Genomic DNA, 13,064 nt, shown 5'->3' on the forward strand with positions numbered 1-13,064 from the left:
CGTCCTCGAGCCGGGCGGCGACGTGCAGGCGGCGCGTCGGGCTCGGCGGCTGCGATCCCGCGCCCGCGGCACGGTGGCCCGGACGTGCCGCACGGAGCACCGCGCGGTCGTCCGCGGGGTGCTCCGTGCGGGTGGTCATGCCGATGCCTTGTCCTTCGCGCGGGCCTTGTCCGCCGACGCCTTCTCGCCGTCGGCCGACGCGGTGCTCAGCGCACCGCCCGCCGACTCGAGGTGCGCGCGCACGAACCAGTGGAACAGCTCGAGCTCGTGCAGGTGGCCGATGAGCAGGTCGTTCGTGACGTCGTCGAGCTCCTCGGTGTCCTTCGCCGCCTGGCGGTGGTCGGTGATGACGCCGACGTAGACCTCGTCGAGCGCGCCGAGGTGCGCGATCGCGCTGTCCCGGCCGATCGAGTAGTCGTCCCAGCTGCGCGCCTTGACGAGCGCACCGGGCGTGCCGATCGGGGCCACACCGAGGGTCGCGATGCGCTCGGCGATGGCGTCGACCATGAGGCGGACGGCGTCGACCTGCGGGTCGATCATCTCGTGCACCGCGATGAAGTGCGGGCCCACCACGTTCCAGTGGATGTGCTTGAGCGTGAGGGCGAGGTCGTTGAGCGCGTTGAGCCGCTGCTGGAGGATCTCGGCGACCTTCGCGCCATCCTCGGGCGTGAGCGACGGGACCGTGTACTTGGGCAGCGAACGTGCCATGAGGGGGCTCCTCCTTCAGCTCGTGACCACCGGGCGAGGCCTTGCCCGGGTGTCCGTCCACGCTGCCCCAGGACGGGCCCCCTCGCCAGCGGAACGGCCGGTCACCCGAACGGGTCGCCGTCGCGCTCGAGCCGTTCCGCGACCTGGTCGGGACCGAGCTGCGCGAGCCCGGGACCGATCTCGTCCCACCAGCGCGGGGCCGCGACGCGCGGCTCGTCGCGGCCCCGCAGCGAGTACGGCGTGATCGTCGTCTTGGCCGGGTGGTTCTGCGACCAGTCGATGAGCACCTTGCCGCCGCGGACGTCCTTGCGCATGACCGCGACGACCAGCGAGGGGTGCTGCTTCGCGACCGCGAACGCGAGGTCGCGCGCGTACTGCCGGACCTCCGGCGCGGTCCTGCGGCCGGGCAGGCGCGCGTAGAGCTGCATGCCCTTGCTCCCCGACGTCACCGGGACGGTCTCGTCCAGCCCGTCCTCGCGCAGCCGGTCCGCCACGAGGTGCGCGACCTGGGCGCACTCGTCGAGGCCCGCGGGCGCACCCGGGTCGAGGTCGATCACGAGCCGGTCGGGGTTCCGCACCCCGCCGCGCGGCCCGACCGTCCACTGCGGCGTGTGCAGCTCGAGCGCGCCCTGGTTGGCGCACCACACGAGCCCGGCGAGGTCGTCGACGAACGGCAGCTCGAGCATCGTGCCCTCGCCGTCGTCGTTGTTCGGCGCGGCGGGCAGCGTCTGGCGGCGCAGCCAGTCCGGCGCGCCGCGTGGCACGTTCTTCTCGAAGAACTTCTCGCCCGCGACGCCGTCGGGCCAGCGGATCCGGGTCACGGGCCGCTCGTGCAGCTGCGGCAGCAGTGCCGGTGCGACGCGCACGAGGTAGTTCATGACCTCGGCCTTGGTCGTCCCCGTCCCGGGGTACATGACCTTCTCGAGGTGGGTCACGCGGACCTGCCGCCCGTCCACCTCGACCATCTGCCGCTCCGGCGTCACTGCTGCTCCCAGGGGTCGGGGTCGGTGTCCGTCCGCACGCCCCGGACGACGGGCTGACGCAGCCGGCCGGTCGGGGTGCGGTTGAGGTAGCGCGTGTCGACGACCACGACGGGCGCGCACCAGCGCGTGCCGCGCGCGTCGAGCGGCGGGACGTCGTCGTCGAAGGGGCACACGTCGCGCGGCTGCGCGGTCACGGCGCGGTGCAACGCCGTCGCGAGCGCGCCCGTAAGCCCGCTTCCGGCGCGACCGAGGTACCGCAGCCGCCCGTCGACGTCGTGCGCCCCCAGCAGCACCGCGCCCAGCCGCCCGCTGCCCGACGTCTCCTCGCGCCACCCGACGACGAGCGCGGTGCGGTGGTGCTGGTGCGCCGACTTCACCCAGTCGGCCGAGCGCACGCCCGGCCGGTAGACCGACGAGCGCCGCTTCGCGACGACGCCCTCGAGCCCGTGCTCCGCGGTCACCGCCCACAGCTCGTCGCCGTCCGGGTACACGGGGGAGAGCTGGACACGGTCGGGAAGCGGCAGCGCGTCGAGCAGCGCGCGCCGCTCGTCGTACGCGCGCGTCGTGACGTCGGTGCCCGCGACGCGCAGAACGTCGAAGACGAGGTACGTGACCGGCCGGGACCGCGCGAACGCCGCGGCACGGCGCGCGTCCCGCACGTGCATGCGCTCGGCGAGCGCCGCGAACGACGGTCGCCCGGCGTCGAGCAGGACGACCTCGCCGTCGAGCACCGTGCCCGGCAGGTCGACGAGCCCGCCGAGCTCGGGGTAGGCCGGCGTGACCTCGCGACCGCCGCGGCTCCACAGCCTCAGCACGCCCGTGGTGGTGTCCGCGAGCGCCCGCACGCCGTCCCACTTGACCTCGTAGGCCCACTGCGGCCCGCGCGGCAGTGCGCCCGTCCGGGCTGCTGGGGTGGCGAGCATGGGCTCCACGGGTCCATCCTGCCCAGGTGGTCCGCGTCCGTCGCGGGCTCGCCGGGGCGTGCCCGGCAGGCGGAGCCGCCGAACCGACGGAGGTGGTCGACGATGCGAGCGATCTGGAAGGGCGCGGTCGCCTTCGGGCTGGTCAACGTGCCCGTGCGGCTGTATGCGGCCACGGGCGAGCACGAGGTGACCCTGCACCAGGTGCACAAGGCCGACGGTGGCCGGATCCGGTACCGGAAGGTGTGCAGCATCGACGGCGAGGAGGTCGAGTACCGGGAGATCGCCAAGGGGTTCGAGACGGACGACGGCGAGCTCGTGGTGCTGACGGACGAGGACTTCTCGCGGCTGCCGCTGTCGACGGAGCGCGAGATCGAGGTCATGGAGTTCGTCCCGGCGGAGCAGGTGGACCCCATCCTGCTGGGCAAGACGTACTACCTGGAGCCCGAGAAGACGGCGGCGAAGCCGTACGCGCTGCTGCGCGGTGCGCTCGAGCAGGCGGACCGGATGGCGGTCGTGAAGGTCGCGATCCGGCAGCGCGAGTCGATGGCGGTCCTGCGGGTGCGGGACAAGGTGATCTGCATGCAGATCCTGCTGTGGCCGGACGAGGTGCGGGCGGCCGACTTCCCGATCCTCGACTCGGACGTGTCGGTGCGGCCGCAGGAGCTCGCGATGGCGTCGTCGCTGGTGGACTCGCTCGCGGCGGACTTCGACCCGACGCAGTACGAGGACCGGTACTCGGCGGCGCTGGAGTCGCTGATCGAGACGAAGATCCAGACGGGCGACACGCGTGCGGTGCCGGCGCCGGCGGGCGAGGAGGGCGAGTCGGGCGGCGGCGAGGTCGTCGACCTGCTCGCGGCGCTCCAGCGCAGCGTCGAGAAGGCGCGGGGATCGCGGGGCGGCGCCGACGAGCCGGCGGCGGAGGAGAAGCCGCGGTCGCGGGCGCGGACGGGGACGGACGACGTCGACGAGGGTGACGAGGACGCGTCGGGCGGTGGCGCGAAGCGGTCGAGCGGCGCGCGGTCGTCGAGCAGCGCGAGCTCGTCGCGGGCCTCCGGCACGAAGGCGTCGACGTCGAAGGCGTCGAGCGGGACGAAGGCGTCGAGCGGCACGAGGTCGTCGAGCGGGACGAAGGCGTCCAGCAGCACGAAGGCGTCGAGCACCACGAAGGCGTCGGCCGGCAAGGCGAAGCCGGCCGCGAAGGTGTCGGCGAAGGCCGAGGACGACGCGCCCACGCCCCGCCGGACGCGCCGCAAGGCGTCGTGACGGCTGCGGCGCTGCGGGACGACGCGGTCGCGGCACTGCGCCGGATCGCGTTCCTGCTGGAGCGCGCGCAGGCGAGCGGGTACCGGAGCGAGGCGTTCCGGGCGGCGGCGTCGTCGGTCGAGCGGACGGCGCCGGACCGGGTGGTGGCGCTGGCGAAGGCGGGCGCGCTCACGGACCTGCCGTCGGTGGGTGCGCGCACGGCCGAGGTCGTGTCGCTGGTCGTCCGCGGCAAACCGGTCGAGTACCTGGAGCGGCTCGAGGCGGAGGCGGCGGCCGGGGAGGCTCCGGAGCCCGCGGTCGCGGCGCTGCGGGAGCGGCTGCGCGGGGACCTGCACGCGCACAGCGAGGCGAGCGACGGGAAGACACCGATCCAGGAGATGGTGCTGGCGGCGCTCGACCTGGGGCACGAGTACCTCGCGATCACGGACCACTCGCCGCGCCTGACGGTCGCGAACGGCCTGTCGGCGCCCCGCCTGCGCGCGCAGCTGGAGCAGGTCGCGGCGCTCAACCGCGCGGTGGCGCCGTTCACGGTCCTCACGGGCATCGAGTGCGACATCCTCGACGACGGCGCACTGGACCAGGACCCGGACCTGCTCGACGAGCTCGACGTCGTGGTCGCGTCCGTGCACTCGAAGCTGCGGATGGACGCGCGGTCGATGACGGAGCGCATGGTCGCGGCGGTGCGCAACCCGCGCACGGACGTCCTCGGGCACTGCACCGGCCGGCGTCTGACCGGCCGGCAGCGCCCGCAGAGCGAGTTCGACGCGCGTCGGGTCTTCGAGGAGTGCGCCGAGCACGGCGTCGCGGTGGAGATCAACTGCCGCCCCGACCGGCTGGACCCTCCGCACGACCTGCTGGCGGTCGCGGTGGAGGTCGGGTGCCTGTTCAGCATCGACACCGACGCGCACGCGCCGGGCCAGCTCGACTGGTTGACGGCGGGGTGCGCGCGGGCCGCGCAGCACGCGATCGACCCCGAGCGGGTGGTCACGACGTGGCCCGTCGAGCGGCTGCGTGAGCGATCGCACCGCTGACACGCCCGGCCGGACGTGCGGAAGCGCACGGGCGGACGCGTTAGGGTCTGCGCAGCCCCCGGTCACGCGGTGTCGCCGCGCGCCCGACGGGTCCAGGCCCGTCCAGGGTCCGCAGGAACCGAGTCAACAAGGAGCACACATCTCGTGAGCGTCAACCGCACCGAGCTCGTCCAGGCCGTGGCCGCGAAGGCGGGCACCGCCAACGCCGAGGCCGACAAGGTCCTCAAGGCCTTCCAGGAGGTCCTCGTGGAGCAGCTCGCCGCTGGGGAGTCCGTGACGATCCCCGGCTTCCTCGCCGTCGCGCGCGCCGAGCGCTCGGCCCGCACGGGCATCAACCCGCAGACGGGCGAGAAGCTCGAGATCCCCGCGGGCTACCGCGTGAAGCTCACGGCGGGCAGCGCCCTCAAGCGCGCCGTCCAGGGCTGACACCCGACTCAGGGCCGGGTCCGACCGTCGAGGTCGGGCCCGGCCCTGTCTCGTGCGCGTCCACTATGATGCGAACGAGTCTCATGAAGGAGCGGCACGTGATGGCGGTGGTACGGCAGACGCGGCAGCGTGCCGAGATCCTCGACCTGCTCGCGGGTCTGGACGAGTTCCGCAGCGCCCAGCAGCTGCACGAGCTGCTGCGCTCGCGCGGCTCGTCGGTCGGGCTCGCGACGGTCTACCGGGCGGTGCAGAGCCTCTCGGAGACCGGCGAGGTCGACGTGCTGCGGACCGAGGACGGCGAGTCGGTGTACCGCCGCTGCGCGCAGCGCGCGCACCACCACCACCTCGTCTGCCGGTCGTGCGGCCGCACGGTCGAGATCGACGCGGCGCAGGCCGAGGCGTGGGCCGCGCAGGTCGCCACGGCGCACGGCTTCGACGACGTCGACCACACGATCGAGCTCGTCGGCACGTGCGCCGCGTGCCGGGCGGCCGCCGCCTCCTGACCGCGCGGGGTCCTCAGGCCGCTGCCCGTCGCATGAGGTGCGGCACGAGCCACCACGCCGCCGTGAGCACCGCGAGCGAGACCCCGCCGACGACCCAGCCCGCCTCACGCCCGACGACGACGTCGAACAGCAGCATCGCCGCGCCCGCGAGCACGAGCGCCAGGACGACGAGACCGAGCCGCGCGAAGATGTTCGCCGCCGCGACGAGCTCGGGCTTGAGCCGCTTGCGGAACAGCACCCGGTGCAGGCTCACGGGCGCCACGAGGAGCGCCGTCGCAAGCACCGCGAGCACGACCAGCACCAGGTAGAGGTCCTTCTGGAACGCGTCGAGCTGCGCGAAACGCTGCTGGAAGGGGATCGTGAACAGGAACCCCGTGAGGATCTGCGTCCCGGTCTGCGTGACGCGCAGCTCCTGCAGGAGCTCGTTCCAGTTCCGGTCCATCCGCTCCGTGAACGTCTCGTGGCGGTCGTCGGTCGGGTCGTGGTCCTGCTCGAGCACGGGCGCCCTCCTGGTCGTCGGTGAGCCGGATCATGCCGCAGCCGCCCGCCGCGCGCAGGACGATCGTCCGAGGCACCCGTCGTCGCGGGGGAGACTGGGACGGTGACACGACTCCACGACGCCGACCACCGTGACTTCGCCTCCGACAACTACGCGGGTGCGCACCCCGAGGTCCTCGCCGCGCTGGTCGACGCGAACGGCGGCCACCAGACCGCGTACGGCGCGGACGCGTACACCGCGCGGCTCCAGGAGGTCGTCGGGGCGCACTTCGGCGCCGGCGCGACGGCGTACCCGGTGTTCAACGGGACGGGTGCGAACGTCCTCTCGCTCCAGGCGCTGCTGCCCCGGTGGGGCGCGGTCGTGTGCGCCGAGACCGCGCACATCCAGACCGACGAGAACGGCGCGCCCGAGCGCGTCGGCGGGCTCAAGCTGCTCACCGTGGCCACACCGGACGGCAAGCTCACGCCCGAGCTGGTCGCCCGCCAGGCGTGGGGCTTCGGCGACGAGCACCGCGCGCAGCCCGGCGTCGTCTCGATCACGCAGAGCACCGAGCTCGGCACGCTCTACACGCCCGACGAGGTGCGCGCGCTGGCCGACCAGGCGCACGACCTGGGCCTGCGGCTGCACGTCGACGGGGCGCGCATCGCCAACGCGGCCGCTGCGCTCGACCTGCCGCTGCGCGCCTTCACGACCGACGCCGGCGTCGACGTCGTGTCGCTGGGCGGCACCAAGAACGGGCTGCTGTTCGGCGAGGCGGTCGTCGTCCTCGACGAGGCCGCGGCCCCCGGGCTCGCGTACCTGCGCAAGATGAACATGCAGCTCGCGTCGAAGATGCGGTTCGTGTCCGCGCAGCTCGTCGCCCTGTTCGAGGGCGACCTGTGGCTGCGGTCGGCGCAGCACGCCAACGCGATGGCCGCACGGCTGCGCGCGGGGCTCGACGCGCTCGGGGACCGCGTGCACGTGACGCTCCCGACGCAGGCCAACGGCGTCTTCGTGACGCTCCCGCGTGCGGTGTCCGCCGAGCTGCGACGCACGTGGAAGTTCTACGACTGGCACCCGGAGAGCGGCGAGGTGCGGCTCATGTGCGCGTTCGACACGACCGAGGGTGACGTCGACGCCTTCCTCGCCGAGCTGCGCCGGCTGCTGGACGCGCAGGCCTGACGCGACGGCGCCGGCGGGACCAGGTCGAGCCCGTCCCGCCGGCGCCGGGGGTGGGTGCGCCGGCCTCCACGTCCGACGCACCCACCGGAGAGGTCAGCGGGTGCAGCTCGCCCCGTTGACCGTGAACGCGGACGGCGCGGTGTTCGTGCCGGCGTGCGTCCCGCTGAACCCGATCTCGACGCTCGCCCCCGGCGCGAGGACCCGGTTCCAGTCCGCGTTGGTCGCCGTGACCGTGGCACCGGACTGCGCCCACGTCGCGCTCCAGCCCTGCGTGAGGGTCTGGCCCGACGGGAAGTCGAACGCGAGGGTCCAGCCGTTGAGCGCGGTCGTCCCGGTGTTCGTGACCTTGACCGCCGCCGTGAACCCGCTGGACCAGCCGTTGGCCGTGTACGCCACGGAGCACGAGCCGGTCGCGACGTCCGGAGCGGTCGACGCGGTGAGCGCCGCCGACGCCGCCGACACGTTGCCCGCCGCGTCCTTCGCCCGGACGGTGAACGTGTACGACGTGCCCGCGGTCAGGCCCGTCACGGTGTACGACGGCGTGGTCGACGACCCGACGAGCGTCGTGCCGCGGTAGACGTCGTAGCCCGCGAGACCCGAGCCGCCGGTGTCCGTCGACGCGGTCCACGTCAGCGGGACCGATGTCTTCGTGACCGTGCCCGCCACCAGGCCCGTCGGCACGCTCGGCGCCGTGGTGTCGCCCGTGCCGGCCGCCGTCCGCACCGACACCGCGGTCGACGCCGCCGACACGTTGCCCGCGCCGTCCTTGGCCCGCACCGAGAACGAGTACGCCGTGTCGGCGGTCAGCCCCGTCACGGTGTAGGACGTCGACGTCGTCGTCCCGACGAGCGTCGAGCCGCGGTACACCTCGTAGCCGGCCACGCCGGAGCCACCGGTGTCGGTCGACGCGGTCCACGACAGCGGCACCGACGACGCCGTCGGCGTCCCCGCCCGCACGCCGCTCGGGACGCTGGGCGCCGTCGTGTCGGACGTGCCGCCACCCACCTGCGAGATCGAGATGCCGGTCGTCGAGCCCACGCCGCCGAGCGGCACCTCGTGGTCCAGGCCGACGAACTTGCCGCCGTGCTGGAACAGCGTCGGCTTGAGCATGGTCGAGTACTTGACCTCGTCCCACGTCTTCCAGTCGTCGAGCAGCAGGCCGCCCGTGTCACCGGAGTTCGGGTTGAGCACCCAGAACGTCTGGCTGAGCTTGCGCTCGGCGATGAGGTCGCGCAGCGCGGCCATCCACTTGTCCTGCCGCGGGTCCTGGCCGAGCCGGCCGCCCCACTCGCCGATGAGCAGCGGTGCGATGTCCTCGTCGTGGATGAACAGCCAGTTCGGCCCCCACACGTCGGCGGTCAGCGACGCCTTGTCGAAATCCTTCTGGAACCACTTCTGGTCGAACACCAGCGGCCCGTAGTCGTGCGGCGAGTACACGAGCTGGTCCTGGTTCGCGCCCAGGTCGATCGGGAAGTCACGCACGCCCCGCAGGTTCCCGCCCCACCACGTGCCGTAGTAGTCGGTGAGCCCGGTCGAGGTCCACGAGACGCCCTCCTTCGGGTAGATCTCGACGCCCTCGACGAACACGAGCCAGTTCGGGTTGATCGCCAGGATCTTCTTCGACGCCGTCTCGGCGAAGTGCTTGAAGTTGTCCTTGTCGGTCGTGCCGTCCCACTTCGCGCGCTCGGTCGAGCCCTGCGTGCCGTGCGGCTCGTTCTTGATGTCGGCGCCGACGATCGTGTCGTCGTTCTTCCAGCGCGCCGCGGCCCACTCCCACCCGGCGTAGACGTCCTCGGTGGTGATCGAGCCCTTCCACCACATGTTGTAGACGTGGCCGGAGTTGTCCGCCTCGGCGGAGTGCACGTCGAGGAACACCTTGATCCCGTACTTCTGGCACAGCGTCAGGAAGTACTCGAAGATCTGCAGGCTGTTCTTGCCCTCGAGCTCTGGGTTGGCGTAGGTGTTCACGTTCGGCTTGAGGAACGTCCCGGCCTTCCACTCGAGCAGCAGCTGCGTCGAGACCGGGACACGGACCGTGTTGATGCCGCGGTCGGCCATCTGCTGCGTGATCTCGGTGATGTTGCCCGACCACAGGCCGTGGAAGACGCGCTCGCTCGCGTTGAAGCCGAACCAGTTGACGCCGGAGAGCACGACCTCCTTCCCGGACGCGTCGACGATCGTGTTGCCCTGGACGTGGAGCCAGTCGTCGCCGGCGGCGGCCTGGGCGGGCGCGGCGACCAGGGCGAGCGGCGCGGTCAGCGCGGTCGCGGCCAGCAGGCCCGTGACCGCCGCGCGCACGCGGGTACGGATGGGGGAGTGCACGTGTTCTCCTCGGGTCGTTGCCGTCCCGACCGGCGGACCCGGTCGGGCGATCCCGGTGGTGCGGCCGGGAGGGGGCGCACGCGGAGCGGGGGTCCTCCGGGACTACCGGAGGACCCCCGCCCGTCATGCGGTCAGTGCTGAGAGCACGTCAGGTCACGCGACGGTGCAGGCCACGCCGTTGAGCGTGAAGGCCGTCGGTGCGTTGTTCGTGCCCGAGTGCGAGCCGTTGAAGCCGATGTCGACCGACTGGTTCGCGCCGAGCGTGGTGTTCCACGCCGCGTTCTTGGCCGTCACGGCCGAGCCCGACTGCGACCAGTCGGCGCTCCAGCCCTGCGTGACCTTCTGGCCGTTGGCGAACGTGAAGCCGAGCGACCAGCCGTTGAGCGCGCTGGTGCCGTTGTTCGTCACCTTGACCGAGGCGGTGAAGCCGTTGTTCCACGAGTTGGCCGTGTACTTCACGGTGCAGCCGCCGGTCGGGTTGCTCGGCAGCGTCGAGGCCGACAGGGCCGACGACGACGTCGAGACGTTGCCCGCGGCGTCCTTCGCCTTGACCGTGAACGAGTACGTGGTGCCGGCGGTGAGGCCGGTCGCCGTGTAGCTCGTCGTGGCGCTCGAGCCGATGAGCGTCGTGCCGCTGTACACGTCGTAGCCCGTGACGCCGACGTTGTCGGTCGACGCGGTCCACGACAGCGGGATCGTCGAGCTGGTCGCGGCGCCCGCGGCGAGACCCGTCGGCGCGGTGGGCGCCTGCGTGTCGACCACGGTGTCCGTCTTCGTCGTCGCCGAGACGGCGGCGGAGGCGGCGGACGTGTTGCCCGCGGCGTCCTTGGCGCGCACCGAGAACGAGTACGTGGTGCCGGCGCTGAGACCGGTGACCGTGAAGCTCGTCGTGGTGGACGTGCCGACGACGGTCGAGCCGCGCAGGATCTCGTAGCCCGCGACGCCGACGTTGTCGGTCGAGGCGGTCCACGACAGCGGGACCGACGTGGTGGTCGTCGTGCCGGCGGTCAGCCCCGAGGGCACCGAGGGCGCCTGCGTGTCGGTGACGGTGCCGGACTGCGTCGTCGCGGAGACGGCGGCCGAGGCGGTCGAGACGTTGCCCGCCGCGTCCTTCGCGCGGACCGTGAACGAGTACGCCGTGGCGGGCGTGAGGCCCGTGACGGTGTAGCTCGTCGTGGTCGAGGTGCCCACGAGCGTGGTGCCGCGGTACACGTCGTAGCCCGTGACGCCGACGTTGTCGGTCGACGCGGTCCACGACAGCGGGACGGCGGTCGACGTCGTCGTGCCGGCGGTGAGCCCCGTCGGGACGGTCGGCGCCTGCGTGTCGGTGCCCGGGTCCGTCTGGCCGATGACCGGGTACGCGTTCTTCACGAGCGTGACGAACTGCTCCTCGAACCACTGGCCGGCGAGCGGCGCGTTCGGGGTGGCGCCGGTGAGCTGGTTGTTCAGCTTCGGCGAGACGAACGTCGGGTCGCACATGCGGTCGAACCGCTTGCCCTGGTCGTTCGGGATCTCCGACGACGCACCGTCGGACTCACCCGGGGGCTTGATCCAGACGAACGCGTCGAGGTGCGACGCGGTGTAGCCGGACGGCGTGGCCTCCGGGAAGCGGCCGATGCCCGCACCGAGCGGGTTGCACCAGGCGCCGCGGTGCGCACGACGGTCCACGCGGTTCGCGTCGACGTAGGTGTTCACGTCGGTGCTGGCCGTGATCGCCGTCGGACGGTTCGGGCCGCCCCAGCCGTTGCGCGACGTGTCGATCAGCATGCCGATCGTCGACGGGAAGCCCGCCGCGACCAGGAGCCGGTGCATGTGCGCGGTGTAGTCGACCTCGTCGAAGTCGAAGTTCCACTCGTAGAACTTGGACGAGCGGATCGGGTTGTTGTTGATCGTCAGCGACGAGTCGGTGAGCAGCGGCTCCTCGAGCGGCGTCGTGTTGGCGACGTCGGAGACGAAGCCGTCGATCGACGCGAAGCCCGCGGTCGTCGTCTTGGCGACCTCGGCGAACAGCGTCGCGGACGGACCCGCGTTGCTGTCCCAGCCGAGCCAGCCGGAGTGGCCGATGTCGATGTAGTTGTAGACGTTCGGGATCGCGTGCAGCTTGTCGAGCGCGTACTTGACGCCCTGGCGGTAGTACGGCGCCGCCTGCTGGCAGGCCTGCTCGGAGATGTTCGTGACCAGGTTCGGCAGCGAGTCGGGCTCGATCGTCGCGGCGATCCGGATGTTCTCGTACTCCGGGTTGTCGAGCAGGTCCGCGATCGGGTCGATGTACTCGGTCTTGTACCGCGCGAGGCCCGCGTCCGTCGCCGGGAGCTCGCCGTTGGACGCGAGCGCGAAGCAGTCGCGGCCGGGCAGGTCGTAGATGACCAGGTTGAAGACGAGCGGCTTGCCCGCGGCCTTCTGCTGCGCGACCGCGTTGTCGAGGTGGAACTTCAGCCCGTTGCCGTCGGCGTTGCCGGTGATCGCGGAGATCCGGTCCATCCAGACGGCGGTGGGCTGCGTCGCGACCGTCCGCATCTTCGCGGCGAGGGTCGGGTCGGCGCTCTGCCGGCCGGCGGCGGCGGTGACCGAGGCGGACCACGTGGGGTTCACGTACTGCACCGCGCCCGAGTAGGGGTTGTCGACATGGGTCGGCGCCGCGCTCGCGCTCGTCGCCAGGGTCGTGAGAGGGACGGCGGCGAGTGCCGTCGCCGTGGCGACGGTCGCCGCGGCACGTAGCCGCCGCCTCACCGTCGCTCGCTTGCCGTGTGTGGACACGTGGTCCTCCGGGTGTCGATCGGCACACCCGAGCGGACCGTCCCGGTCGGGCGCGAGTCGCCCGGGGGGAGTCCACGGCGACTGGCGGCTACCTCAACACGCACCGTGATCGGGACGGCATGGGGCAAATCGTTTAAGCATCCCGCGTTACCCATTCGTTACCGGATGGACGCCCGCACGGGGTGGCGAAGCCGCTGGTCAGCGGCTCCGTGGACCCGTGCTGCCGCGCACCGCGAGGCCGCCGACCTGCAGCTCGCGCCGCACCCGGGTGTCGCCGTCGAGCACCGCGAGCACCGCCTCGCCGGTCGCGAGACCGAGGTCGCGCTCCGCCGACGGCAGCGTCGTGACCGACGGCGTCGCGAGCCGGCACAGCGCCGAGTCGGAGCCCGCGACGACCGACAGGTCCCACGGCACCGCGAGCCCCGTGCGCCGCGCCACGTCGAGCGCCGCGATGGCCATCTGGTCGGAGTCGAACACGATAGATCGGA

General features: G+C 72.5%; 12 protein-coding genes. 5 read left to right on the plus strand and 7 right to left on the minus strand.

Annotation, left to right across the window (positions count from 1 at the left end; genetic code table 11):
* Positions 1-135 precede the first annotated feature (135 nt).
* The 3 genes from HGA02_RS02700 to HGA02_RS02710 all read right to left on the minus strand — a co-directional run bounded on the left by HGA02_RS02700 (position 136) and on the right by HGA02_RS02710 (position 2,614).
* On the minus strand, positions 136-708 hold the full coding sequence (locus tag HGA02_RS02700; RefSeq protein WP_168677311.1) for a Dps family protein: 573 nt from the start codon (positions 706-708) through the stop codon (positions 136-138).
* Between the two features lie 101 nt (positions 709-809).
* A complete protein-coding gene (ligD, locus tag HGA02_RS02705; RefSeq protein ID WP_210728077.1) occupies positions 810-1,673 on the minus strand; it encodes a non-homologous end-joining DNA ligase in 864 nt (287 codons plus the stop codon).
* A gap of 14 nt (positions 1,674-1,687) precedes the next feature.
* Positions 1,688-2,614, minus strand: coding sequence for an ATP-dependent DNA ligase (locus HGA02_RS02710; protein ID WP_168677329.1), 927 nt, complete (start codon positions 2,612-2,614; stop codon positions 1,688-1,690).
* Between the two features lie 102 nt (positions 2,615-2,716).
* Here HGA02_RS02710 and ku point away from each other — a divergent pair, with 102 nt between their 5' ends.
* The 4 genes from ku (at position 2,717) to HGA02_RS02730 (ending at position 5,837) form a co-directional block, all read left to right on the plus strand.
* Complete coding sequence (ku, locus tag HGA02_RS02715) at positions 2,717-3,877, plus strand: non-homologous end joining protein Ku (RefSeq protein WP_168677315.1); 1,161 nt, start codon at positions 2,717-2,719, stop codon at positions 3,875-3,877.
* Positions 3,874-4,908, plus strand: coding sequence for a PHP domain-containing protein (locus HGA02_RS02720; protein ID WP_168677318.1), 1,035 nt, complete (start codon positions 3,874-3,876; stop codon positions 4,906-4,908). Before ku ends, HGA02_RS02720 begins: the two co-directional genes overlap by 4 nt.
* A 144-nt stretch (positions 4,909-5,052) precedes the next feature.
* Positions 5,053-5,334 carry an HU family DNA-binding protein gene (locus tag HGA02_RS02725; RefSeq protein WP_124341208.1) on the plus strand — a complete coding sequence of 94 codons (282 nt, stop codon included), beginning with the start codon at positions 5,053-5,055 and terminating at the stop codon, positions 5,332-5,334.
* 83 nt (positions 5,335-5,417) lie between these two features.
* A complete protein-coding gene (locus HGA02_RS02730) occupies positions 5,418-5,837 on the plus strand; it encodes a Fur family transcriptional regulator (protein WP_281357091.1) in 420 nt (139 codons plus the stop codon).
* 13 nt (positions 5,838-5,850) lie between these two features.
* On the opposite strand, the gene HGA02_RS02735 is transcribed toward HGA02_RS02730, so the two are convergent.
* Positions 5,851-6,336, minus strand: coding sequence for a DUF6328 family protein (locus HGA02_RS02735; protein ID WP_168677320.1), 486 nt, complete (start codon positions 6,334-6,336; stop codon positions 5,851-5,853).
* Between the two features lie 102 nt (positions 6,337-6,438).
* On the opposite strand from HGA02_RS02735, the gene HGA02_RS02740 reads away from it, so the two are divergent.
* On the plus strand, positions 6,439-7,497 hold the full coding sequence (locus HGA02_RS02740) for a beta-eliminating lyase-related protein (RefSeq protein WP_168677322.1): 1,059 nt from the start codon (positions 6,439-6,441) through the stop codon (positions 7,495-7,497).
* A 93-nt stretch (positions 7,498-7,590) separates the two neighbouring features.
* Here the strand turns inward: HGA02_RS02740 and HGA02_RS02745 are convergent, their stop codons facing one another.
* The 3 genes from HGA02_RS02745 to HGA02_RS02755 all read right to left on the minus strand — a co-directional run.
* Positions 7,591-9,819 (minus strand): cellulase family glycosylhydrolase, encoded by a 2,229-nt coding sequence (locus HGA02_RS02745; protein WP_168677323.1) that lies wholly within the window; start codon positions 9,817-9,819, stop codon positions 7,591-7,593.
* Between the two features lie 153 nt (positions 9,820-9,972).
* On the minus strand, positions 9,973-12,576 hold the full coding sequence (locus tag HGA02_RS02750) for a glycoside hydrolase family 6 protein (protein ID WP_168677325.1): 2,604 nt from the start codon (positions 12,574-12,576) through the stop codon (positions 9,973-9,975).
* 198 nt (positions 12,577-12,774) lie between these two features.
* A partial coding sequence (locus tag HGA02_RS02755) for a substrate-binding domain-containing protein (RefSeq protein WP_168677327.1) occupies positions 12,775-13,064 on the minus strand: 290 nt, incomplete at its 5' end.

Origin of the sequence: Cellulomonas septica (assembly GCF_012396155.1) — a bacterium.
GTDB classification, from domain to species: Bacteria; Actinomycetota; Actinomycetes; order Actinomycetales; family Cellulomonadaceae; genus Cellulomonas; species Cellulomonas septica.